22 protein-coding genes are annotated in these 26297 nt (G+C 31.5%); 8 read left to right on the forward strand and 14 right to left on the reverse strand.

Annotated elements, in window-relative coordinates; translation table 11 throughout:
* Position 1: 1 nt before the first annotated feature.
* Entirely contained in the window at positions 2–1237 is a 1236-nt protein-coding gene (locus tag NH286_RS02680) for a peptidase U32 family protein (RefSeq protein WP_265213202.1), read from the forward strand.
* A 72-nt stretch (positions 1238–1309) separates the two neighbouring features.
* On the opposite strand, the gene NH286_RS02685 is transcribed toward NH286_RS02680, so the two are convergent.
* Positions 1310–1540: an elastin-binding protein EbpS gene (locus NH286_RS02685; protein ID WP_265213204.1), complete on the reverse strand. Its 231-nt coding sequence runs from the start codon at positions 1538–1540 to the stop codon at positions 1310–1312.
* A 79-nt stretch (positions 1541–1619) separates the two neighbouring features.
* Positions 1620–2840: a peptidase T gene (pepT, locus tag NH286_RS02690; RefSeq protein ID WP_265236632.1), complete on the reverse strand. Its 1221-nt coding sequence runs from the start codon at positions 2838–2840 to the stop codon at positions 1620–1622.
* A 78-nt stretch (positions 2841–2918) separates the two neighbouring features.
* Between pepT and dut the strand changes: the two genes are divergently transcribed.
* The 6 genes from dut to NH286_RS02720 all read left to right on the forward strand — a co-directional run bounded on the left by dut (position 2919) and on the right by NH286_RS02720 (position 10527).
* Entirely contained in the window at positions 2919–3344 is a 426-nt protein-coding gene (dut, locus tag NH286_RS02695) for a dUTP diphosphatase (protein WP_265213207.1), read from the forward strand.
* Positions 3344–3874, forward strand: coding sequence for a hypothetical protein (locus NH286_RS02700; RefSeq protein WP_106460255.1), 531 nt, complete (start codon positions 3344–3346; stop codon positions 3872–3874). The genes dut and NH286_RS02700 overlap by 1 nt, the downstream gene beginning before the upstream one ends.
* Before the next feature lie 64 nt (positions 3875–3938).
* Positions 3939–6548 carry a DNA mismatch repair protein MutS gene (gene mutS, locus NH286_RS02705; RefSeq protein WP_265236649.1) on the forward strand — a complete coding sequence of 870 codons (2610 nt, stop codon included), beginning with the start codon at positions 3939–3941 and terminating at the stop codon, positions 6546–6548.
* Entirely contained in the window at positions 6548–8326 is a 1779-nt protein-coding gene (gene mutL / locus NH286_RS02710; RefSeq protein WP_265236651.1) for a DNA mismatch repair endonuclease MutL, read from the forward strand. Before mutS ends, mutL begins: the two co-directional genes overlap by 1 nt.
* Positions 8316–9260, forward strand: coding sequence for a tRNA (adenosine(37)-N6)-dimethylallyltransferase MiaA (gene miaA, locus NH286_RS02715; RefSeq protein ID WP_106460258.1), 945 nt, complete (start codon positions 8316–8318; stop codon positions 9258–9260). The genes mutL and miaA overlap by 11 nt, the downstream gene beginning before the upstream one ends.
* A complete protein-coding gene (locus NH286_RS02720; protein WP_106460259.1) occupies positions 9250–10527 on the forward strand; it encodes an aminotransferase class I/II-fold pyridoxal phosphate-dependent enzyme in 1278 nt (425 codons plus the stop codon). The genes miaA and NH286_RS02720 overlap by 11 nt, the downstream gene beginning before the upstream one ends.
* A 44-nt stretch (positions 10528–10571) precedes the next feature.
* On the opposite strand, the gene NH286_RS02725 is transcribed toward NH286_RS02720, so the two are convergent.
* The 12 genes from NH286_RS02725 to gmk all read right to left on the reverse strand — a co-directional run bounded on the left by NH286_RS02725 (position 10572) and on the right by gmk (position 24318).
* Entirely contained in the window at positions 10572–11561 is a 990-nt protein-coding gene (locus NH286_RS02725) for a tyrosine recombinase XerC (RefSeq protein WP_106460260.1), read from the reverse strand.
* 454 nt (positions 11562–12015) lie between these two features.
* Entirely contained in the window at positions 12016–13572 is a 1557-nt protein-coding gene (gene rny / locus NH286_RS02730; protein ID WP_106460261.1) for a ribonuclease Y, read from the reverse strand.
* 102 nt (positions 13573–13674) lie between these two features.
* Positions 13675–14202 carry a serine O-acetyltransferase EpsC gene (gene epsC, locus NH286_RS02735; protein ID WP_106460262.1) on the reverse strand — a complete coding sequence of 176 codons (528 nt, stop codon included), beginning with the start codon at positions 14200–14202 and terminating at the stop codon, positions 13675–13677.
* Positions 14189–15106 carry a cysteine synthase A gene (gene cysK / locus NH286_RS02740; RefSeq protein WP_106460263.1) on the reverse strand — a complete coding sequence of 306 codons (918 nt, stop codon included), beginning with the start codon at positions 15104–15106 and terminating at the stop codon, positions 14189–14191. Before cysK ends, epsC begins: the two co-directional genes overlap by 14 nt.
* A gap of 138 nt (positions 15107–15244) precedes the next feature.
* A complete protein-coding gene (gene nhaC / locus NH286_RS02745) occupies positions 15245–16783 on the reverse strand; it encodes a Na+/H+ antiporter NhaC (protein WP_265236657.1) in 1539 nt (512 codons plus the stop codon).
* 263 nt (positions 16784–17046) lie between these two features.
* Positions 17047–17715 carry a translation elongation factor Ts gene (tsf, locus tag NH286_RS02750; protein ID WP_265213226.1) on the reverse strand — a complete coding sequence of 223 codons (669 nt, stop codon included), beginning with the start codon at positions 17713–17715 and terminating at the stop codon, positions 17047–17049.
* Positions 17716–17729: 14 nt separating this feature from the next.
* On the reverse strand, positions 17730–18569 hold the full coding sequence (rpsB, locus tag NH286_RS02755) for a 30S ribosomal protein S2 (RefSeq protein WP_265236659.1): 840 nt from the start codon (positions 18567–18569) through the stop codon (positions 17730–17732).
* A 129-nt stretch (positions 18570–18698) separates the two neighbouring features.
* Positions 18699–19973, reverse strand: coding sequence for a signal recognition particle-docking protein FtsY (ftsY, locus tag NH286_RS02760; RefSeq protein ID WP_265236661.1), 1275 nt, complete (start codon positions 19971–19973; stop codon positions 18699–18701).
* 9 nt (positions 19974–19982) lie between these two features.
* On the reverse strand, positions 19983–22349 hold the full coding sequence (gene priA / locus NH286_RS02765; RefSeq protein ID WP_265236663.1) for a primosomal protein N': 2367 nt from the start codon (positions 22347–22349) through the stop codon (positions 19983–19985).
* A 4-nt stretch (positions 22350–22353) separates the two neighbouring features.
* Positions 22354–23526 (reverse strand): bifunctional phosphopantothenoylcysteine decarboxylase/phosphopantothenate--cysteine ligase CoaBC, encoded by a 1173-nt coding sequence (coaBC, locus tag NH286_RS02770; RefSeq protein ID WP_265236669.1) that lies wholly within the window; start codon positions 23524–23526, stop codon positions 22354–22356.
* 1 nt (position 23527) lies between these two features.
* Positions 23528–23719: a DNA-directed RNA polymerase subunit omega gene (gene rpoZ, locus NH286_RS02775; RefSeq protein WP_265236665.1), complete on the reverse strand. Its 192-nt coding sequence runs from the start codon at positions 23717–23719 to the stop codon at positions 23528–23530.
* Positions 23719–24318: a guanylate kinase gene (gene gmk / locus NH286_RS02780; RefSeq protein ID WP_106460270.1), complete on the reverse strand. Its 600-nt coding sequence runs from the start codon at positions 24316–24318 to the stop codon at positions 23719–23721. The genes rpoZ and gmk overlap by 1 nt, the downstream gene beginning before the upstream one ends.
* A gap of 90 nt (positions 24319–24408) precedes the next feature.
* On the opposite strand from gmk, the gene NH286_RS02785 reads away from it, so the two are divergent.
* Entirely contained in the window at positions 24409–26154 is a 1746-nt protein-coding gene (locus NH286_RS02785) for an NFACT family protein (protein WP_265213233.1), read from the forward strand.
* Positions 26155–26297 lie beyond the last annotated feature (143 nt).

Genomic DNA, 26297 nt, shown 5'->3' on the forward strand with positions numbered 1-26297 from the left:
AATGGAAAATAAAAAAGTAGAACTACTTGCCCCCGCGGGAGATTTTGAAAAACTACAGACTGCTATAAAATTTGGGGCGGATGCAGTTTATCTTGCCGGAGATAACTTTGGTTTAAGGGCAAATGCAAAAAACTTTAATGATGAAGAATTAAAAAAAGCTGTAGAATATGCTCATTCTAAGAATGTCAGAGTGCATGTTACTATGAATATAATGCCCCATGATGGTGATATGACAGGTATTGTCCAATACCTTGAACACTTAAATACAATCGGTATTGATGCCTTAATAATATCTGACCCAGGTATATTTAATTTAGCTAAAAAACATACAGATATTGATTTACACATTTCAACCCAGGCTTCTGTAACAAACTCAGCTACTGTTAATTTTTGGTACGAAATGGGTGCTAAAAGAGTAATTTTAGCTAGAGAACTATCTTTAAAAGAAATAACTGAGATTAGAGCGAATACTCCAAAAGATATGGAAATTGAATGTTTCATACATGGGGCAATGTGTATATCTTATTCGGGAAGATGCTTATTATCATCATATATGACTGGAAGAGATGCTAATAGGGGAGATTGCGCCCAACCATGTAGGTGGAAATACTCTCTTCAAGAAGAAACCAGACCTGGTGAATATTATCCAATAGAAGAAGATGGTAATGGTGGTACTTTTATCATGAATTCTAAAGACCTATGCCTAATTGAGGAAGTAGATAAATTAATAGAAGCTGGTATAGATAGCTTTAAAATAGAAGGAAGAATGAAGACGCCTTTTTATGTTGCAACCGTAATTAGGTCATATAGACAGGTAATTGATGCATATTATGATGGCAATTTTTCAAAAGAATTAGCAGAAAAATATTTTAAAGAAATAAACAAAGCAAGCCATAGGCACTTCACTAAAGGATTTTTCTATAATAAACCAGATGAAAATGATCAAATTTATGGTACATCTTCTTATATAAGAAATTATGATTTTATAGGTCTTGTCAAAGCTTATGATAAGGATACTAAAATTGCAACAATTGAACAAAGAAATAGGTTTTTCAAAGGTGATCATATAGAAATATTTGGTAATAGTAAGGATTTCTATGATTTTGAAATTGATTATATGGAAGATGAAAATGGCGAAGAAATTGAAGTTGCAAACAAGCCAAAACAGTTAATTAGAATTAAAATCGACTTACCTTTAGAAGTAGGAGATATTTTAAGAAAAGAGATAGAAAAATAAGATAATTTTCATATAAACATTAAAAAAGACGAGGTTTTGTTTCCTCGTCTTTTTAATAATAAGTATCCGCTATTAATCTTCAGAAGGATTTTCTGAAAAATCTGCTCTTGTTCTTCTTGCTTCAACACCAACGTTTGAATTTTCATCAGCTTCATCAGAAATTGATCTAAGATTTTCTTGGTCAGGACTTAGTTTTTTATCTAAAGATTCACCACCGGTTTCTTTGTTTTCTTCTCTAACTTTTTTATCTAGTTCTTTGTTGCCTTTGTATTGGTTGTCATTTGTAACTTTGTTATCTGCCATAATATCTCCTTTTTTATCTACATTAAGCATTCTTATATTAATATGATAACACATTTAAGAAAATTTTACAATCATTTTCCTAATATGACTTCTCTATTAATTTAATAATTTCGACTATAACATCACTTGCTTTTTGCATATGTTCAATTGGTATAAGCTCATAAATGCCGTGAAAATTCATGCCACCAGTGAAAATATTAGGTGTTGGTAGTCCCATAAAAGAAAGTTTAGATCCATCCGTACCGCCTCTTATTGGACTAACAAGTGGAATGATATCTAGATTTTCCATGGCATTTTTAGCAATATCTACTATATCCATATGATTTTTTATAACATCACCCATATTATAATAAGAGTCTGATAGATTTACATCGATAATATTACCATATTTCTTGTTTAGGTAAGAAGCATTATCTTTAATTTCTTCCTTCATTTTTTCAAAAGTATCTCTATCGTGATCACGAATAATATAGTGCAGTTTAGTAATTTCTGTTTCACCCTTTATATCTAATAAATGGAAGAAGCCCTCATATCCTTCAGTATGCTCAGGACGTCTAACATCACCTAATAGTCTATCAAATTCATTTGCAACGCTTATAGAGTTAATCATAGTGTTTTTAGCAGAACCAGGATGTATAGATTTACCTCTTATAGTAATTTTTGCGTCTGCAGCATTAAATGATTCGTATTCTAATTCACCTAAAATTCCACCATCAATAGTATAGGCAAAATCAGCTCCAAACTTTTCTACATCAAAAGAATCACAACCAGTACCTATTTCTTCATCTGGAGTAAAGGCGATTTTTATATCACCATGTTTAATATCAGGGTTACTTAAAATATAATCAATAGCATGCATTATTGCAGCAATTCCCGCCTTATCATCAGAACCTAAAAGAGATTCACCCCTAGTTGTAATTAGGGTAGTACCTACTAAGTCATTTAAGTAAGGGAAATCTTCAACTTTTATAGATTTTTCTTCATTTAGTTTTATATCTCCACCTTCATATTTGATAATTTGTGGATTGTCAATTTTTCCATACATTTCTGGTGATGTATCCATATGTGATATGAAACCAACTTTTGGTAAATCTTTCTCTGAATTGGATTTTATCTCAGAAAATACAAAACCTTCTTCATTAATTTCTGCAACAAGACCCAGGTCTTCAAGTTCTTTTTTTAATTGCCTTGCTAAAACTAATTGGCCTTCTGTAGAAGGTTTTTGAATTTCTCCTTTTTCTGGGTCGCTTTTGGTATCAAAACTTATATAATTTAAAAATCTTTCTTCTATTTTTTTCATAGCATCTCCTTTGTCACTATTATACTTGCAATTGTAAAATGAGCTAAAATTGGTATACTAAATAAGGAAGGTGATAGGATGAAATTAAAGATTATAACAGACAATCAAGTACCAGCTTATGCTACAGAACATGCCGCTGGTATTGACTTATATTGTAAGACTAAGGATGACATTACCATTAAACCTAATGAAACTGTTAAGGTACATACTGGGTTAAAAGTAGAGATACCTGAAGGATTTTTTGGTGCAGTTTATCCAAGATCATCTACAGGAGTAAAAAGACAGCTTATGCTCGCCAATACATTGGGTGTAATTGACTCTGACTATAGGGGAGAATTAATGATGTTTTTTTATAATTATGGTAAGGAAGAACAAATTATTAAAAACGGAGAAAGACTTGCTCAGTTAGTAATTCAACCTTATTTAAGATGTGAAATTGAAGAAGTAGAAAATTTATCAGCAAGCCAAAGAAATGAAGGCGGATTTGGTTCTACAGGAAGATGATGAATAAGTATTATAAATTATTTAAAAAGAATAAATACAAACTATTTCTATTGGGATTATTTGCTATAGTACTAGTCTTTGTTGCCATATTTATTAAGAAAAAGTATGAAGATATGACAATGTCAAAATATAATAATAATATTGTAATAATAAAGGGAAATGGCGATGAACTAAAGTCTTTTTCGATCAAAGAATTGAAATCTTTAGGCTCGAACAAGACTGAAGTATACATTAATAATGGTCTAGAAAAAGTAGAGATTGAAGGTATATCCTTAGAGAAGCTAATAGGAAACTTAGATTATAACTTTAGAGATAGACCAACTATAGAAATAGAAGACACCAACGGGAGTGCAACAAGATATCCTATGTCAGTAGCGCTTGAAGTAGATAGAATATATTTAGTTTATAAAATAGAGGGACAGCCTCTGCTTGAATTTAATCCTTCATATGGCACTTTAGCAATAATCGATACAAACTCTAAGAGTGCAAGTAGCTGGATAACAAATGTTAAAACCTTAAACTTACAATAACTAAGCTCATGATAATTCATGAGTCTTTTTTCTTAAGAGGTATAGTAGAATAGAGAGGTATAAGATGAAAAGCAAGTTTAAATATGAAAAGTTAACTCCAATGTTAAAGCACTATGTAGATATGAAAAAAGATTTTAAAGATGCCTTACTCCTTTATAGAGTAGGTGATTTTTATGAAACTTTTTTTGATGATGCTATAATAACTGCTAAAGTATTGTCTTTGACCTTGACAGGAAAAGAATGTGGTCACGAGGATAGGGCGCCTATGTGTGGTGTACCTCATCATGTAGTTGATTCTTATGTAAATAAACTTGTGAAAAAAGGATATAAGGTAGCCTTATGTGATCAGGTAGAAGATCCAAAAGAGGCTAAGGGCCTTGTAAAGAGAGCTATAACTAAGGTAATAACTCCAGGAACTTTAACCGATATAGAGTCTCTTGATAGAAAAGAAAACAACTATCTTTTATCAATTTTCGAAAATGAATATGGTATAGCTATGTCTTATTGCGATATATCTACAGGAAAGCTTGTATGTCTTGAAATAAAAGCCTTAAGCAAGAGCTTAGGTAAAAAAGCGATTGATCAAATTGAAAAGATAAATCCAGCTGAACTAGTTATAAATTCAAATTATTCCAATCAAGATTTAAAACAATACTTTAATTTAAATAACAATATTTTTCTTAATTACATTAATTTTACTAGTGATTTTGAAAATAGGATAAAAACCATAGTCAAATATTTGGGTAAGGAAAATTTAGAAAAGATATCAGATAAGAGACTTGCAATAATTTCTTTAGCAAATCTACTTGACTATATATATAAGTACTACAATGAAAAATTAGAACATATTAATAATATTGAACTTTTAAAGATCAATGAATATATGGAAATAGAAGCTAATACGAGAAAAAATCTAGAGCTTACTAGAAACCTAAATAACAACAGCAAGGAAAATACATTAATCTCCCTGTTAGATGAGGCAGATACAGTAATGGGATCTAGGCTAATTCACGATTGGTTAGAAAGACCCTTAATAGATAGAGATAAGATACAACGTAGGCTTGACTTAGTGGATGGATTTTATAAGGATAATATTTTATCTAGGAATGTGTCTAATATTTTTGATAGCATATATGATTTAGAAAGAATACTTGCTAAAATCTCTTATAAAAGAGCAAATGCAAGAGATTTAATTTCCTTAAAAAATTCATTGAAGGATATACCTAAATTAAAGGATATACTAAAAAATTCAAATAATAAGCTAATATCAGCCCTAGGTATAAATTTACCGGATATAGATGATATTTATAATTTAATAGATAAGTCAATAGTAATTGAGCCGCCTATAACAATAACTGAGGGCAATCTTATAAAAGAAAAATATAGCCAAGACCTAGATGATCTTAAAAATTTATCAAATAGCGCAGAAGAAAGACTTTTAACTTACGAGAAGGAACAAAGAGAATTAACTGGAATTAAGAATTTAAAAGTTATTTACAACAAAAATAATGGTTATTCTATTGAGGTTACCAAAGCAAATACAGACAAAGTTGATAAGTCGTATATTAGAAAGCAAACATTAAAAAATCAAGAAAGATACACTACAGAGGAGTTGGAAAATATTAGCTCTATAATTCTTAATGGAAAAGATAAGATAAATACCCTTGAATACCACTTGTTTAATGAAATTATAGATAAAATATTAGAATCGACTTCAAGACTTCAAGCTTTATCAAAACTTATAGCAAATGTTGACTCTCTAAATTCATTTGCAAAAATTGCTTTAAAATACAATTATGTAAAACCGATAATAAATGATGAACCAGTAATAAATATAAAATCTGGAAGGCATCCAGTAATAGAGCGAAATCTTAAAGAAAATGAATTTATAGCAAATGATACAGATATAGGTCAAGATGATAATTTAATTCAGATAATAACTGGTCCAAATATGGCGGGTAAATCGACATATATGAGACAAACAGCCCTTATAATAATAATGGCACAAATCGGTTCGTTTGTACCTGCGAGTAAGGCCCAAATAGGCATTTGCGATAAGGTATTTACAAGGATTGGAGCAAGCGATAATATATCAAAAGGTCAGTCTACTTTTATGCTTGAGATGAATGAAGTTTCCAATATTTTAGAAAATTCAACAGATAGATCATTTGTGATATTAGATGAAGTTGGAAGGGGAACAAGCTCTGATGATGGCCTAAGCATTGCTATGGCCTTGGTTGAATACTTGTCAAAGCATAAAAAGGTTAAAACTGTTTTTGCTACTCATTTTCATGAATTAACTATTCTAGAAAATGAACTTGATAATGTAACAAATCTTAAAATAGAAATACTTGAAGAAAATAATAACTTAGTGTTTTTAAGAAAGATAAGTAAGGGAAAATCTGACAGGTCCTATGGTATAGAAGTCGCTAAACTAAGCGGGTTACCTGATGAGATAATAGATAATGCAAATAATATAATGAATAGGTTATCAAATGAGGATTTCTACGAGGTAGACAAGCAAAAAGAGCTTAAAAATTCAATTGATGAAATAAAGGATAAAAAATTAGAAGATTTAAGAAATCTATCAGAGGAGATAAATATTAATGAACTTACTCCTCTAGAAGCACTAAATAAACTTAACATATTAATAGAAAGAATAGGTGAATTATAGTGCCCATAATTAGACTCGACAAGGATACAATAGAAAAGATCGCAGCAGGAGAGGTAATAGAATCTCCACTTTCTGTTGTCAAAGAACTAGTTGAAAATTCGATTGATGCAAATAGTAAAAATATAACCATTGAAATAAGAAATGGTGGCAAGTCATATATAAGGGTTACTGATGATGGTTCTGGCATCGAAAGTGATCAGCTGGAACTTGCCTTTAAAAAACATGCTACAAGTAAAATTACTGGTTTTGATGATTTATATAGGATTGACTCTCTAGGTTTTAGAGGAGAGGCTCTACCAAGTATAGCAGCTGTAAGCAAACTTACAGCAATCTCTAAAACTGAGCTTGCACCTATAGGTAGTAAGTTAACATTTTACGCAAAGGAAACTAATAAGAGCTCCATAGCAACAAATAAAGGCACAAGTATTATCGTGGAGGATTTATTTTATAACATGCCTGCAAGGAGAAAATTCTTAAAATCTGACCTAGCAGAGTCAAATAAAATTACAAAGCTTCTATATGCTTTTGCTATAGGTTATCAAGATATATCATTTAAATATATAAAAGATGATAGATTACAATTTAGATCAAGTTCAAATACATCATTCAAGTTAAGTATTGCAGACCTTTTAGATAGTTTACTTGAAGAAAATTTGATAGAATTAAGTGATAATAATGATATTTTTAAGATAAAAGCATATATATCAAACTCAAACTATTATCGTGGAAACAGATCGATGCAATATATATTTGCAAATAAAAGGTTGATTGAAAATGATGAAATAAATTGGGCAATAGAATATCAATATCAAGGCTTGATTCCAAGTGGAAGGTACCCAGCCTTCTTCTTATTTATAGATACCAATCCCAAAAATATAGATGTAAATATTCATCCTAATAAAAAAATAGTTAAATTCTCCTACGAGGCAGAACTTATTGATCTCATAACTAATTCAATTAATAAGACTTTTCAAAAAAATAAAGATATAAAAACCATTAGACAGGAAAGTCCCAAGGAAAATAAAAGTCTTGATTTTAGTGATTATAAGGCTATACTTGACAAATACTCTCCAGTTGAAAATTTAATTAGAGAAAGTCCGAGGGATTATTCGACTGAATATTCTGATAACTTTTTTGATGAATCTTTACCATTGGATTTAGGGGATTTAGAAGATAATAATGATTTTCATGAAGAAGTTATCGAAGAGAAATTTATAGACGATATACCAACTTATAAGACAAGTTTATTTTCAAGGTATTCAATCTTTGAAGAAAAAGGTAAAGCCTATATACTCGATCATAGAAGAGCGGATGAGAAAGTTAGGATGTCTAAATATATTAGGGAATTTAAAGAAGGGAATATAGCAAAACAGGTTCTCACAGATCCAATAGTCATAGAACTTAAAGTCGATGATGTAAAAAGAGTTAAAGATAAGGTCCAACTTTTTGAGAATATGGGTTTTGATTTAGATTTTATTACGAATAGTAAATTAATAATAAGAGAAATGCCTTTGATATTTGATTTACCAGAAAATGGAGATTTCTTTTATGATTTGCTAGATCTAGATTATGATGACTCAAATAAATTTTTATATAAAAAATTTAGAAAATTAGCAAAGGCTTTATCATTTAGAAAAGGCCACACAATAAACGAAGAAGAGGCTTTATCACTTTATAAAAAGCTTATGGACGAGGAAAATCCATATAAAAATTACGATGGACAAGCTACTTTAATTATGATAGAAAGTAAAGATTTGGAGAAATATTTTGAAAGATAAACTTATAATAATAACAGGTCCTACTGCAAGTGGAAAGAGTGATATAGCTATAAATTTAGCTAGAAAAATAAACAGCCAAATAATTTCTTCTGATAGTCAACAAGTCTACAGATATATGGATATAGGAACAAACAAGGTTGATGATTTCACGGTGGATCATCATCTAATAAATCTTGTTAATCCAGATGAGAATTTTACAGTTGAAGATTTTAGAAATGAGGCCCTTAACATTATTAGAAAATTAAATGATAATGGTCTTACCCCGATTATGACAGGTGGAACTGGATTTTATATAGATTCTATTTTATTTGATATGAATTATGGGAATGTTAGTAAAAATCAAGAATTAAGAGATAAGTTAGATTCTGAAGCAGATGAATTTGGAAATGATTATTTATTTGAGAAACTAAAGGAGGTTGATCCAGAAAGTGCAAGTAAATATCATCCGAATGAGAGGAATAGAATAATAAGAGCTCTTGAAATTTATAAGGAAACAGGTGTAAAGGCTTCAGTTCAAAGGACTGGAGAAAGAGTCCTAAATAATGATATAGACCCTATTTTGTTTTTCTTAAATTACGAGAGTAGAGATATATTGTATAAAAAAATCAACATTAGAGTTGAGCAAATGATTGACCAAGGCCTTATTGAAGAATTTAAATATTTGATTGAAAGGTTTAATCTTACACCTGATAACCAGTCTATGTCTGCAATAGGATACAAGGAAATATTTCCATATATAAATGGAGAAATAAATAAGGATGAGTTAATAGAAACTATCGCTCAAAATACAAGACGATACGCCAAAAGACAAATAACATGGATGAAAAGATATAAGAATTATCCATTTTGCCACGAGATACTAATGGACAAACTTAGTAAAGAAGACGCAGAAATGATAATAGAAAGCATAATAAAGGATGTTTATGGACTATAATGATATTTACAATAATTATAATTTAGATGATTCTTTTGATAAAATTATAGAAGACTCAGAGAAAGAATTAAGAGAAATATTTGAAAAGCACGAGGCTATTAGTGAATTTAACCAAGCTAAGGTTCTGAGTGCTTTTAATAAGAATGCTTTACAAACAAGTGATTTTAACTCTTCCACAGGTTATGGATATGCAGATACTGGTAGGGATACTATAGAAAATATCTTTTCAAGTATCTTTAAGGCTGAGGATAGTTTGGTAAGACCCTCTATTGTATCAGGTACTCATGCTCTATCTATTGTTTTATTTTCACTATTAAACTATGGTGATAAACTTTTATCTATAACTGATGATCCATATGATACAATGCAGCAAGTAATAGGTATAGCTGGAAATAAAAAAGGAACCTTGCTTGAAAAGGGAATCTTGTATGATAAACTTGACTTAAATGATGATGGATCAATCAAATATGAAGAGATTAAAGATAAAATAGATGATAAGACTAAGGTCATTCTAATTCAAAGATCGACTGGTTACAGCCAAAGAAGAGCCTTTACAATAGAAGAGATAAAAAAGGCTATAGATGAGATTAGAATATCCAACAAAGATGCTATTATTTTTATTGATAATTGTTATGGAGAATTTACTGAAGATAAGGAACCTATAGAAGTTGGCGCTGATATAATAGCAGGATCATTAATTAAAAATCTTGGTGGGGGAATAGCGGTGACAGGAGGTTATATAACTGGGAAAAGTGATCTCATAGAATATTGTTCAAACACCCTTACAGCCCCAGGCATTGGTAAGGATGAAGGGTTAAGTTTTGGAACAAATAGATTGGTTGCAGAAGGTTTATATTTTGCCCCTCATGTGGTGAAAGAATCAATAAAGGTAGCATTATTATTTGCATCTGTATTTACTAAATTAGGCTATAATGTAACTCCTAGATTAGAGGATCCAAGGTCTGATATAATATTGGCTATAAGGCTAGAAGACCCAGACAAACTTAAAACTTTCTGCAAGGCAATCCAAGAAGCTTGCACTGTTGATTCAACCTTTGTACCTGAAGCCTATCCAATGCCTGGATATGAAGATCCGGTTATAATGGCAGCAGGTGGCTTTGTCGAAGGTGCCACATCTGAATTGTCAGCAGATGGACCATTAAGAGAGCCATATATGGCTTATTTGCAAGGTGGACTTAATTACTATCATGGGAAATTAGCTCTAAAGATAGTCTTAAACAGATTAAAAAATAATAATTTAATATAAATTTTATCGCCCAAAGAGCTTCTTGCTTATAAGGGCGATTTTTATTATAAGTTCAGTTTAGATAAAGGGTTCTTATTAATTGCATTCTTAAGATCTTCATCATCTAGGTGGGTGTAAATTTGTGTGGTAGATACTGAGACATGTCCTAAAATATCTTTTAGGGCTCTTATGTCAACATCTCCATACTTATACATTAGAGTTGCAGCGGTGTGTCTTAACTTATGGGTTGAGTATATACTTGTGTCAAAGCCGGATTTCTTGAGGTATTTGTCTATTGTAGCCTGGACAGCTCTATTTGAAATTCTCTTTTTCCTAGTAGATATAAATAGTGCATTTATATTATCGTCTTTAAGATAATCAGACCTAATTATAATATAGGAATTGATGAGGTCTAAGCAATTTTTGGTTAAATAAACCGTGCGCTCTTTATTCCCTTTTCCTATAATATTGAAACTATCTTTATTAACATCAGATAAGTCTATACTTACTAACTCTGATAGACGCATGCCGGTGGTTAAGAAGGTAAAAACCATAGCAAGATCTCTAGATCTTAAAAATTCATTCTTTTCTTTATTTATTTCGTTAAGTAAGACCTCAGTCTCTGCAAGAGTTAAATAAACAGGTTGTCTTTGGCTGATTTTAGGGTTTGTGAGTTTGATGGCGTTGTTAGTATCTATGATTTCAATTTCATTGTACATATATTTATAGAAAGATTTGATAGCTGAAATTTTTCTTGACCTAGTGGTAGCTGAATCATTTTTATCATTGTCTAGATAAGAGAGGAATGCATAGAAATCTTGCATGGACATCTGTTCGAAAAACTTACTATCTATATAGGAATTTATTTTGGTAAAATTAAAATTTTTAATGTAAGAGTCTTTGTCTCCAGAATATATTTTTCTTATAATTTCAAATTCGATAAACATCATAAGATCATATTCATATTCCTTAATGGTAGATACAGAAAGACCTTTAATGGATTTTAAATAGTTTAGGTAATCTATAAGTATAAGGGGTTTAACAAATTTTTCCATAATTACTCCTGATAATATTTATAAAAATCTTAAAAATGACTTCACATTAATATTTATATAGGTATTATACTCAAAGTTTAATCAAAAACAAATTATTGCACAAAATTGTTATTTTGTGCAATAATTATTCGGCTTAAGTACATCCTATTCTCAGACTTTTTTGAAGAAATGTTTCATTGGATAAGGTGATTTTCATGATGCACTTCTACGGATTTTTTAGTATGATTGTATCATTTGTAATTTAAACTTTGATCAAGTTGGAACTTAGATTTGAATTTTTTTATTTTTTCAAGTTAAAATCCTTAAAACTAATTTTCATTAGAGATTGAAAATATACACGCTCTATTTTGACTTCTAAGCGATTTTAAATTTTTAATGGTGTATTTATACCTTTAAAATTCCACTAAAAAACTGCCAAATCACTTGGCAGTTTGTTTAAATAATTAATTAAACATTATTTTGCAAAATCTATCGCTTTGGACTCTCTTAATAAGTTCACTTTGATTTCACCTGGATACTCTAATTCATTTTCGATTTTCTTTGCAATATCTCTAGCTATTACAACCATTTCGTCATCTGATACCTTGTCTGGTTTGACTAATATTCTTAGCTCTCTACCAGCTTGTAGAGCAAATGATTTTTCAACACCATCGAATGAATTTGCAATTTTTTCTAGATTCTCAAGTCTCTTGATATAATTTTCAAGACTTTCACGTCTAGCACCTGGTCTAGCAGCGCTTATTGCATCTGCTGTTTGAACTAGGATTGATTCAACGCAATTTGGTTCAACATCTCCATGATGTGATTCTATAGCGTTAACTACGTATTTGTTTTCGCCGTATTTAATAGCTGCTTCCACACCCAGTGTGATGTGTGTACCTTCTTGTTCTTGGTCTATAGCTTTTCCAAGATCGTGTAGCAACCCACCACGTCTAGCTAATTGAGCATCGGCACCTATTTCTTCAGCTAGCATTCCAGCTAAGAGCGCTACTTCTACAGAGTGATTCAAGATATTTTGACCGTAGGATGTTCTAAATTTCATCTTGCCCACCAGCCTTATTAACTGTGGATGAAGATTCATTATTCCTACTTTTTCTGCAGCTGCCTCACCATCTTCTATGATTCTAGCTTCTACTTCGTCTGTAGCCTTTTGAAGCATTTCTTCAATTCTAGATGGATTTATTCTTCCATCTTGAATTAACTTCTCTAGTGCAACTTTGGCTATTTCGCGTCTTACAGGTTCAAAACATGATATCACTACTGCTTCTGGAGTATCATCTATTATAAGGTCTACTCCTGATGCTTGTTCGAAAGCTCTTATATTTCTACCTTCACGACCTATAATTCTACCTTTCATTTCATCTTTTGGAAGGGAGATTACAGATACTGTATTCTCTGAAACTTGCTCTGGGGCAAATCTTTGGATAGTGGTAGCTAATATTTCTGTTGCAATCTTCTTACTTTCAGATTTAATTCTTTCTTCAGCTTCCTTTATCATTCTAGCTGATTCGTGAATTGTCTCTGATTTTACTCTAGCTAATATAATTTCTTTAGCTTCATTGTTGGTTAGTCCAGCGATATTTTGTAGCTCCAACTCTTGTTGTTCTATTAACTTGTCAATTCTTTCTTCTTTTTGTTTCAATTTTTTCTGATCACTAGAGATTTGATCAGACTTCTTGTCAATCAATAAAGATCGATTGTCTAAACTTTCTTCTTTCTTTATCAAACGTGCTTCTCTTTTGTTAAGTTCGGCTCTTGTTTGATTTAGCATTTCTTCATTTTCAGATTTCAACTTTGATATTTCATCTTTAGCATCGATTAGAGTTTCTCTTCTTAATGCTTCTGCTTGTTTATTAGCGTCATCTATGATTTGCCTACTTAAATTTTCGGCACTACCAATCTTAGATTCACCAATTTTCTTACGATAAAGATAGCCAAAATAAAAAGCTAACAATACGAAGGCGACAACTATGATGAGAACAACTATTGGATTTAAATTATCAAACATCATATCACCTCCAATAATATGGAAAATTCATTCCAATAATTATTATACCCGATTTTTATAATTATACGAAATAGTTTTCATTTGAAATAAAAAAAGCAGCCTAAGCTACTTTTTGTGAGGTATTATCCTTGCAGGAGAGCCAACTGCAGTTGAATCATTTGGAACATCAGTAAGAACAACAGAGTTTGCCCCAATCATGCTGTTATCTCCTATGTGAATATTGCCTAGCAATACAGCACCAGCTCCTATCATTACATTGTTACCGATAGTTGGATGCCTTTTAACTTTTTTATTTGTAATTGCGCCTAGAGTTACTGAATGATATATTAAGACATCATCACCAATTTCAGCTGTTTCTCCAATAACTGTTGCCATTCCATGGTCTATGTAACATCTGCGTCCTATTTTAGCTCCTGGATGGATTTCAATACCAGTTTCCATTCTAGCTTTATAGGCGGTTTCCTCTGCCTCATACAATTTACCCTCTAGATATAAATTATGAGCAATATAATGGGCTAGTAGAGCCTTAATTCCAGCAGAGAAGAGGACTGCCTCCTCTTTACTCTTTAATGCTGGATCTTTTTTTAGGGCGTTTTCTATTAATTCTTCTTTATATTGGTTATAATTTAACATTTCCGTATAACTCAGTTGATAGATATCTCTCACCCGTATCAGGTAGAACAGTTACCACAACTTTCCCCTCTCCTAATTTATCTGCTATCTCTATAGCGCCTTTAACATTGGCACCCGATGATATACCAACAGCTAATCCTTCATTATTTGCTAAAAATCTAGACATTTCTATTGCATCATCACCTTTTACATCTACTATTCCATCGACTATATCAAAATCAAGGTTCTTTGGTATGAAGTTACCACCTATACCTTGGATCTTATGGCCGCTGGCCTTGCCTCCTGATAAAAGTGGACTTTCAGCAGGTTCTATAGCGTATATTTTAGTGCTTGGATTTACTTCTTTTAATTTTCTACCAACTCCTGTTACAGTTCCTCCTGTACCTACTCCTGCTATAAAGGCATCTGGACTAATTTCAGCTAGAATTTCAGGCCCAGTTGTTTCATAGTGTGCTTTGATATTAGCAGGATTTGAAAATTGGTCCGGCATGAAATAGCCGTTTTCTTCAGCTAATTCTTTAGCTTTATCAACGGATCCTTGTAATGCGCCTTCTGTAGTTCTTATGACTTTAGCGCCATATGCCATAGCAAGTTTTGCTCTTTCTATACTCATAGATGCAGGCATAGTTAGGATTAAGTTGTAACCTTTTGCAGCTGCTAGAGCAGCAAGGGCTACACCAGTGTTACCGCTAGTAGGTTCTACAATTGTTCCGCCTTTTTTTAATTCTCCACTTTTTTCTGCTTCTTCTATCATGTAAAGAGCAATCCTATCCTTGATTGAACCAGCTATATTGTTTTTTTCTACCTTTACATAAATATCAGCTCTTCCCTCTTTTTTAAGAGAATTAAGCTTTAGTAATGGTGTGTTACCTATTAGTTCTGTTGGATGATTTTTAATAGTCATAAATATCCTTTCTTTTTATATATAATCATTAACAAATGATTTAAAGTGTTATTTCTTACATTTTTACTATACTTTAAAAAGCAATCTTTTAAAATTTTTATAAAAAAAGAGAGCACAAGGCTCTCTATATTAAGTATTTTAATTTAATTGAGGTGCTTTCCCAGTTTTTCTTAATTTATCTAACTGTTCCAAGGCGAATTTTAATGAGTCTTCAGGTGCTTTTGCTATTTTTTTCATTTTTGTTTTACCAAATAGGTTTGTATAAGAACCATCTGCCCAAAAGATATTTCTTTTAAACATTGCTGTAATTAGAGCATAAATTGGATTTAGAAGATTTACAAATGCAAAAGGGAAGAAGTTTATAGGGCTTACACCTAGAGTTTTCATTTGGTATGCACCGCAAGCAGTCCAAGGAAACATTACAGCCCATAGGGTGCCTGCATCTTCTAGAGTTCTTGATAACATATTACGAGAAAGTCCAAGTTCATCGTACTTATCTTCGTATAAAGGAGCTGGTACTCCAATTCCTAAAAATTGGTCACACATGGTAGCATCACAGAAAATTGATGTAAGCATGGTTAAACCTACTAGACCACCAACTGTATCAATTTTTTCTTTTAAGTGAGAGAAAAGTTTCTCAATTATACCAGCTTTTTCTAATGCTCCTCCAAATGAAACTGCCAGGAGTATGAGATTAACTGTCCACATTTGATTATCCATTCCTCCTTTTGCAAGTGCCTTGTCTACAAAGTCGTTTCCCGTTTCTATACTTGGTCCGTAGTGAAGGATAGTAAATATTTCAGCAAGTGATCTTTGCTTTTGAAAAATCATTGAAAATACTAAGCCAACGCATACAGAAATAATTACTCCAGCAAGACCTTCAATTCTTAAAACACAAAGTAAAATAATTAATAATATTGGCAAAAGAACTAGTGGATTTAAATTAAAATTGCTTACGAGTGCACTTTTTATTCCTTCAGCTATATTTGGATCATAGTTTACAACATTAGCCCTAAGTCCTATTAGGCTATAAAGGATAAGGGAGATTATAAATACAGGGCCTGTTGTAGAAACCATTGCTGTTACGTGATCAAATAATCCTGTCTTAGCAACACCAGCTGCAAGGTTCGTTGTATCTGATAATGGAGAAAATTTATCTCCAATGTAAGCTCCTGATATTACCATGCCAGCAGTTATTGCAGGATTTATTCCAAGGCCTTGGCCTATAGTCATAAAGGCTATACCTATTGTAGCTGTTGCAGTCCAAGATGATCCACATGACAGACTGACAAGAGCTGTTATTATACACCCAATTGGTAGAAAAAGTTTTGGATTTAATAACTCTAAACCATAGTAGATTAGGGCAGGTATCGTTCCAGAAATCATAAAGGATGATATTAATAAACCAACAGTTAATAATATTAAAATGGCATCTAGAGTTGTTCTAATTCTATCTATCATTCCATCAAGCATTTCTCTAAAGCTTCTTCCACACATTAGACCTACAAGAGAAGCTACCATAATTCCGCAGATAAGTGGAAGGTGGGCTGCATCATAAATATATTCCTCACCATTTTTGGCGATTACAAAGACATAAATCATTAGACTTACCATGGTAAATATTGGAAGGAGTGCTTCAAATAAATTTGGAAGTCTAATTTTACTTTCGTTTTTCATAATAACTCCTTAAATACATTATCGTAATAAATTATATATATATATACTACACTTTATTGATAAAAAAATCAACTATTAATTTAATTTATCATTTAAATAATTCGTTACTTAGATTGGTGAAGATCAACGGTCATAAGATTCTTATACTATTTAGGCTGAATTTAGAGGCCTAAGCTTATATTATTTAATAAAAAAATCTCTCACAAGGCATTATTCTACACCTTATGAGAGATTTATTAGAGATATAATCTCCTAATATTAAATTATAGGTTCATTTGACCTGCTACTTCTGCTGCGAAGTCTTCTTCTTTCTTTTCAAGACCTTCGCCTACTTCAAATCTAGCAAATCTTCTAATTTTGATGTTTTCTCCAACACCATTAGCTGTATCTCTTAGTAATTGTTCTATTGTTTGATCAGGATTTTTAATGAATGCTTGATCTAGTAGGCATACTTCAGAGAACCATTTTTTAAGTCTTCCTTCAACCTTTTTCTCAGCTATCATTTGTTTTTTATCTTCTGGCATATTTTCATTTGCCTCATTCATAGCTTGTTTGATTAGGATTTCTTTTTGTTCAGCTACATCTGCTTCGTCAGCATCTGCTTCTGATATATATTTAGGATTGCTTGCAGCAATGTGCATAGCAAGGTCTTTAGCAAATTGCTTAACAGAATCTGTGTTTGCTGAGAAATCAGTTTCAGTATTGATTTCTACAATTACACCAATTTTATCATTGTGGATGTAAGAACCAATAACACCTTCAGCAGCAATTCTACCTGCTTTTTTGTCTAGTGTAGCTTGACCTTTTTCTCTAAGGATTTTTTGAGCCTTATCGATGTCACCGCCGGCTTCTTCAAGGGCCTTTTTACAGTCCATCATTCCAGCGCCAGATCTCTCTCTTAATTCTTTTACTAATTTTGCACTAATTGCCATCTTTTACCCCTTTATTATTCTGCTTCGTTTTCTTCGAAAGCTTGTGTTTCAATTTCTTCAGCTGCTTCTTTTAGTTCTTCTTCAGAAACTTCTTCTTTAGTTTCTATAGAATCATCAGCTTCTTCAGCATCGTCTTCAAATGCTTCCTCGTCTGCTGATGGGTCAAATTCGTTACCTTGATTAGCTTCTATTACAGCATCTGCCATAACTGATGTTATAAGCTTTACAGCTCTTATTGCATCATCGTTTCCTGGTATTGCAATATCAACTAAATCTGGGTCACAGTTTGTATCGACAATTGCAACTACTGGGATTCCAAGAATTTTAGCTTCATGTACAGCTATAGATTCTTCACCTGGATCAACTACGAATAATACATCTGGTAGTTCAACCATATCTTTGATACCGCCAAGGTTTCTTTCTAGTTTATCCATTTCTTTTTGATATTGTAGAACTTCTTTTTTAGGTAGAAGATCAAATGTTCCATCTTCTTCCATCTTTTCATATCTTTGAAGTTTTTCTACACTTTTTCTTATTGTTTTGAAGTTTGTAAGCATTCCACCTAACCATCTGTGAGATACATAGTATTGACCAGATCTCTTTGCTTCAGTTTGGATAGAGTCTTGTGCTTGTTTTTTTGTACCTACAAATAGAACCTTACCTCCATCAGCTACTATATCTCTAATAGCTTTGTAAGCATCTTCTATTTGGTTAGCTGTCTTTTGAAGATCAACTATATAGATACCATTTCTTTCTGTGAAGATGTATTTTGCCATTTTAGGATTCCATCTTCTAGTTTGGTGTCCAAAGTGTACACCGGCTTCTAATAATTTTTTCATTGAAACTACTGCCATATTTACCTCCGTTTGTTCTTCCACTTACTTCAACTGCTTATATAACCTAATAGGCAACGATATAAGCATCCCTAAGTGTGATTGTTGTAGTACTGATATAATATACCCCTAAAAACCTATATTTCAACATTAAAACATAGCTTCTACAAAAGATTTTGAATCAAATTTTTGTAAGTGGTCTATTCCTTCACCAACTCCTATATATTTGACTGGTACTTTAACTTCTACTTGTAGAGGAAATATTACTCCTCCTTTGGCTGTACCATCAAGTTTTGTTAGGATAAGACCAGTTATATCCGTAACATTTTTAAATTCTCTTAGCTGACTTACTGCGTTTTGGCCAGTTGCTGCATCTAGAACCAAAAGATTTTCCCTATGGGCATTGACCGCGTGGGTGTCAATAGTTCTATTTATTTTATCAAGCTCCTGCATAAGATTTTTCTTATTATGAAGCCTACCAGCTGTATCGCATATAAGAACATCCACATCATTGCTTCTTGCAGATTTAATAGCATCAAATATTACTGCAGATGGATCAGCCCCTTCTTTATCAGCAATCATCTCTACATTAGCTCTTTGAGCCCATTCACCCAATTGCTCAATTGCAGCTGCTCTAAATGTATCAGCAGCGGCAAGCATTACGTTTTTGCCTTCTTTTTTGAAATTATTAGCGAGTTTGCCTATTGTTGTTGTTTTACCTACTCCATTTACTCCTATGACTAGGATAACAGTTAAATCACCTTCCTTATAGGTGATTGAATTATCAAGATTGTTCTCATCTAGTTTGCTAATCATTATTTCTTTAAGAAGAGGATAGATTTGCTCACTTTCTTTTATTGATCTTTTCTTTATTTCATCCCTTAGTGTATCAACAATATCAACTGTTGATGTCATTCCAATGTCAGCAGATATTAAAATTTCTTCTAGGTCATCATATAAATCATCGTCGATTTTAACATTCCTTGTGAATAAGTTTTTCAGATTTGATGTGAAATTATCTCTTGTTTTTGTAAGACCTTTTTTTAGCCTTTCAAAGATTGATTCACTTTTTTCTGTAGGTTCATTATCTCCTATAGAATCTGATACTTTCTCATCTTCGTTGGAATTTGAAATGGATTCTGATGTTTTCTCATCTTTTGTTAAATCAATGAATCTTCCTGACTTTTCTTTATCCTCAGTCTTTTTCTCTTGGTTTTGAATTTCTTCTTCAGTATTGAATTTGTTGTATTCATTATAAGAATTATAGGCATTGAAATCATCATTATCTAGATTATTACCAATGGTTTCAGATTCTTCATTATCAGATTTATCCTCAATGGATTCTAACTCTGATTTTTCATCTATTATTTCTTCTTTTTTTTCAATTTTATCTTTTTTCTTTTTTCTTCTTAAAAAATCAAACATTTATACTCCTTAATTTATATTAGCCGGATTGATAGAAACTATAAAAGATGTATCTTTATATTCGTTTATAAAATCATTTCTTATCCACTTTATATGGTCTCTAACTTCATCAAGGTCCTTATCTGAGGCCTTTATAAGAATATTATACCTGAATTTATTATTTATTCTTGATATCTTACATGGGTTAGGTCCGATTATTTCAACATCTAAAAGTTGTTTGTTTACGTCTCTTAGTGTATCAGTCATTTGTTTTGAAATTTCTACTGCTCTTACCCTATCGCTATTTACTACCCTAATAGATATCAAATTTTTATAGGGTGGGTAGGCAAAGGCATTTCTTATATTTAGCTCGCTTTTTAAAAAGCTTGAATAGTCATTATTTTTAACAGCTTGTATAACGAAATTATCTGGTTTATAGGTTTGAATTATCGCTCGTCCTAATTTAGATGACCTTCCTGCCCTTCCAGATACCTGGGTTAGGAGCTGGAAGGCTGTTTCTTGAGCAGAAAAATCTCCTACATTTAAGGAAAGATCAGCTGCTATTATTCCTACTAAGGTTACATTTTCAAAGTCAAGACCTTTAGCTATCATTTGCGTTCCAAGAAGTATATCAATATTACCATTTTTCATATTTTTATACATTTGATCGTATTTGGCTCTGTTGGTTGCAACCATAGAGTCCATTCTGAGGATATTTGCCCCCTTAAATAAGGACCTTACTTCCTCTTCTAGTTTTTCGGTACCAGCTCCAAATTCTTTGATTTTTTTTGAGTGGCAATTTGGGCAAATAGTAACTTGGTTTTTTGTTCGACCGCAATAATGGCAGACAAGTTTATTAACATTTTTATGATATGTCATTGCGACATCGCAGGCTTCACACTTTACGACATAACCGCAAGATCTACAAAAAGTAAAGGAATCATGTCCTATTTTATTTAGAAATAAAATTGTTTGTTCATGGTTTTCTAGATTTTTTCTTATTTCTTCTTGTAATCTCAATGAAAGCATAGAATAATTAGAATTTTTAAGCTCTTCCCTCATATCGATAATTGATAATTCAGGCATGACTTTATTTACCCTTTGTTTGAGAGTTAAGATTTCATATTTTCCATCCATAGCATCTTTCATCGTATTTATCGATGGTGTAGCTGATGCTAGTATTAGTTTGGCATTTTGGTAGTTTGCTCTAAAGTTTGCTATATCACTTGTATGATACTTTGGATCTTGGGCTGATATATATGATTTGTCATGTTCTTCATCTATTATTATGGCGCCCAAATTATTAAATGGAGCAAAGATTGCTGATCTGGCTCCTATGGCTATTTTTACTTCACCATTTTTTATCATTCGCCATTGGTTAAATCTTTCTTTTGGAGTTAGCCTTGAGTGCATAATTGCTATTTTTTGTTTAAATCTACCCACAAATCTCTCTATGGTTTGAGGTGTTAGGGAAATTTCCGGGACCAAAATGATGGCTTCTTTACCTTCTTTAATAGTTTCTTCTACAACTTGTAAAAATATTTCTGTTTTACCAGATCCTGTTACACCGAATAACAAATATTTACCACTAGCTTTTGACTCTATTTTGTTAAAAGCCTTTGCTTGCTCTTCATTTAAAACATGGCTTTTGTAGTCTTCGTGGTCGACTATTAGGGATTTTTCACTTTCTTTTTCAAATTTTTCAATAATATTTTTATCTTCTAGAGATTTTATCGATGAATTACTTGCAGAGGTGGCCTGTAAAAGGATTTTTTGTTCACTTGTACCATTTTCCTTAAGATATGATACAATTTCTATTTGTTTTTTAGCATTTTTAGGCAGTGAAGCTTTATTATCTATAAGCTTAATAAAGGTATCGTAGGATACTTTATGTTTATCTTTAGCATCATATATAAGCTTTACCATATCTTTTTCTAAATAGGAGTAAAGTTTATCTAATTTATCTGGAAACTTTTTGACAAATTCTTCTTTAGATCTTTTGCGTGATAAAAATTTTAGTATTTCATCATCGCTGCTTTTTTTTGTTTGGAAATAAGTGTTTATTTTATCGATCCTAGTTGGTGGCAAAACTTGCTTTAAAGATAGCTGAATTGGAGAAAGATATGTCTTTGACATATAGAAAGCTAGGTCGATTAATTCATCTTCAATTAGCTTATTTTCATCAATGATAGATATAATATCTTTTGTCTTAAAATCCTCATCAAGTTTATCAACAATCTCATAAACAAAAGCAACGCTAGTCTTATTGCCCTTACCGAATGGCACTAAGACTCTCATTGCTCTTTTTAATTTATTATTTAATTTTTCTGGTATATGATAGGTAAAAGACCTATTTAAAAATCGGCTCTTACTATCAATAATTACTTTTGCGTACAATATATCACCTTAACAAATCCAGTATTTTATTTGCTAGCTCACTTTTTGGCATTATATCTAAATTTTTGATTTCATCCTTAGATATAATAGATGCAACATTTGTATCTACATCAAATCCTGCCCCCCATTTTGTTAAGTCATTAGCTATTATATAATCAAGATTTTTCTCATTTAATTTTTTACTAGCATTTTCAATTAAATTATCTGTTTCTGCTGCAAAACCTATAATTGCTTGTTTATCCTTAATTGAACCAAAATATTTTATGATGTCTTGATTTTCAACCAATTCAAGATTGAGGCTATTACCAGTTTTCTTTAATTTTTTATTGCTTACATACTTAGACCTATAATCTACTGGAGCAGCTGACATGATAAGAGCATCTGAATTGCTAAAATCTCTTTCGATTGCATTTTTCATTTCTAAATTTGTTTTTACTTCTATTCTCTTTATGCCATTAACTTTAAAGGGATTTACGGGTCCTGATATAAGTACTACATAGGCTCCACGTTTTCTAGCTTCATTTGCTATATTATAGCCCATTTTACCACTAGAATTATTCGATATGTACCTTACAAAATCTATTGGTTCGATGGTAGGTCCTGCCGTAACTATTATTTTTTTACCTGCTAGATCTTTTTTTGTAAAATAAGAATCTAAGTAGTCAACGATTTCGGATGGCTCTTCCATTCTTCCATCTCCTACAGTATTACATGCTAGTAGACCTGGCTCAGTTTTAATTATCTTTACTCCATCATCTTCTAAGGTCTTTAGATTTCGCTGTGTAGCCTTTGCCTTAAGCATATTGGTGTTCATTGCTGGTGCAATAATTACATCCTTATCACAAGCTAAATAAGATGAGGTAAGAAAATTATCAGCAACACCATTTGCCATTTTTGCTATAGTATTTGCACTTGCAGGAGCTATGAGCATTAAATCAGCCCATTTTACTAATTCTATGTGGTGGACAATTTCGTGGTGGCCTTCAAATAAATCGGTATATACCAAGCATCTTCCCATTGTTTCGAAAGACAAGGGACTTATAAACTCAGTAGCAGATTTTGTCATTATTATTTTAAGATTTACATCTCTCTTTTTTAGCTTTGAGCAGAGGTCTAAAACTTTATACGCTGCTATTCCTCCGCTTACTCCTAAAAGTATATTTTTGCCCTTAAGCATCTTATCTATTTTTCTTAGTAACTTTGCCTTCAATTATTTCATGAAGTGCTTGGGTAACCGGTTTTGCTTCGACTTCTTTTGTAAGTAGAGCAGAACCGTTTACTATTCTTCTTGCTCTTTTTGCGCACATCATACAAATTTCATATCTACTTGGGCTTACTTCTGATAATGTTTTAAATGATGGGTTTTTCATTAATTCTCCTCAAATTCAATATTTTCTTCTCTAAAAACTTTGTGTTTTTCAGCATTGATTATTTCATTTACTGAAGTAATTGCTGAGTTTAAGTGATCGTTTACTACTAAGTAGTCGTAATCTTTGATATGTTCAAGTTCTTTTCTTGCATTAGTCATTCTGATATTTATATCTTCGTCTGTCTCTGTACCCCTACCTACAATTCTTCTTTTAAGTTCTTGCAAGCTAGGCGGTGCCAAAAAAATAAAGACTCCATTATCAGTATTCTTCTTGACATTAAGAGCTCCTTGGACATCTATTTCTAATATTACTATTTTTCCTTCGTTAATTTTATTTTCCACAAATTCTCTGGGAGTACCATAGTAATTGTTATGGACATGAGCGTATTCAAGGAAAGCACCTTTTGAAATCATATCTTCGAATTCTTCATGCGTCTTATAAAAGTAGCTGACTCCTTCAATTTCACCATCTCTTTTTTTTCTTGTGGTTGCTGATACTGAATAAACTAAATTACTTTGTGTATTCATCAAGTCATGAAGGACAGTTCCCTTTCCTACTCCTGACGGACCTGATATTACCAATAAAAATCCCTTTTTCATCGCTCCCCCTTGTTTAAATTATTTTACTTTTATATAGATTTACTTCAAGTATGATGTTATCTTAGTGTATAATATAAATGAGGTGAAAATATGAGTTTTGATGGAATAGTTACAAGAAAAATTGTAAACGAATTAAAAAAAGAGATTCTAGGAGGAAAGATTCAAAAAATTTCTCAGCCTTCTAGATATGATTTAGTTTTAGATATATATTCAATGGGTAAATCTTATAAATTATTGATAAGTGCTAATAATAATGAGGCAAGAATTAATTTTACAAATAAAAAATATGAGAATCCCGAAGTTCCTGATAATTTTTGCATGGTTTTAAGAAAACACCTAAAACAAGGCAAGATTCTAGATATTAAACAAATAGGTCTTGATAGAATTGTAGAAATATCTGTAGGATCTATTGATGAAATGGGATTTGACACTAGCAAGAAGATTATTATTGAAATTATGGGTAGACACTCAAATATTATTTTGACTAACGAATCCTATAAGATAATTGATGCAATAAAAAGAGTAAACCAGGAAATGTCTTCTATTAGAGAGATATTCCCGTCTTTAGAATATCAAAGAATACCAAGTGACAAGATTGATATAACCGATGATAACTTTAATCTAGATATCCTTAGCCTAGATAAAAATATTCCTGATAGCCAAGTACCTTTTAAATTATTTTATCAAAACTACGAGGGTTTTTCTCCTATAGTTGGAAAAGAATTAATTTATAGGGCGGGTATTGACCCTAGAATAAATTGGGGTCTTGTAAGTGAAGATGAGAAAAGTAGGCTAAACACATTGTTTTTAGAGCTTAGAGATGATATTATTAAGGGAAATTTGTTAGCTTTTGATTATAGGGATGATAAAAAAATTAAAGAATTTCATTGTCTGAAATTAACACAATTAAATTTTAAAGAAAATGAATATGAATTTATGAGCCAAGCTATAGATGATTTTTATTCTTTAAATAAAGCGAATGATAGGTTAGATCAGATGAAGTCTGAATTGTTAAAGAAAGTTTCTAGTCATAAAAAATCAGTCAATAAAAAAATTAATATTCTGAATAATAATATCTCAAAGTTACAAAGTGCTGATGAAGCTAGGAAAAAAGCTGACTTACTAGCAGCTAACCAATATAGGATTGAAGAAAAATCTAAAGAAGTAGTCTTGCAGGATTTTTATAACGATAATAAAGCTATTAAAATTAGTTTAGATCCTATGAGATCTCCATGGGATAATATTAATGATTATTATAATAGAGCTAAGAAAATAAAATCGTCTGTAAGCTATGCAAAAAAAGATTTACCAAAACAAGAAGAATTATTAAATTATCTAGAACAACTTTATGATTTCATTAATAGAACTAGCTCAATATCTGACTTAAATGAAATCAGAGAAGAAATGATTGATAATAAACTTATTAAAAGAAAGACTAAAAAGAAGAACAAAGTTAAGTTGTCAAAACCTATGCATTTTAAGACTATAATTGGATCTGATATATATGTTGGTAAAAACTCTAAACAAAATGATTATATAACTCTTAAACTTGCTAGAAAAGATGACTTATGGTTCCACGTAAAAGACCTTCCAGGTTCTCATGTGATTTTAAAAGCTGATAAGATCAAACAAGAGGATATAATAGTTGCTTCCTATCTAGCTGCACTAAACTCCTCGGTTGCTAGTGAAAATAAGGTGGATGTAGACTATACTGAGAAGAAAAATGTTAATAAAGCTAAAGGTGCTAAAGAAGGAATGGTTTATTATGAAAACTTTAAAACTATAACAGTAGACATGAGTTTTGACATAAGTCAAAAAGTTGAAAAATTGGCATAAAAAAAGCGGTTCTTTATGAACTGACCCCCAAAAGTTAGACTAAAAAACTAACTAAAGGAGGTCAGTTTTTAAATGGCAAAATATAGTACAGAATTTAAAATGAAAGTAGTAAAGGAATATTTAGAATCAAGTATCTCATATAA

The sequence above is a fragment of the Anaerococcus sp. NML200574 genome (genome assembly GCF_026131665.1).
In the GTDB taxonomy this organism is placed as follows: Bacteria; Bacillota; Clostridia; order Tissierellales; family Peptoniphilaceae; genus Anaerococcus; species Anaerococcus kampingae.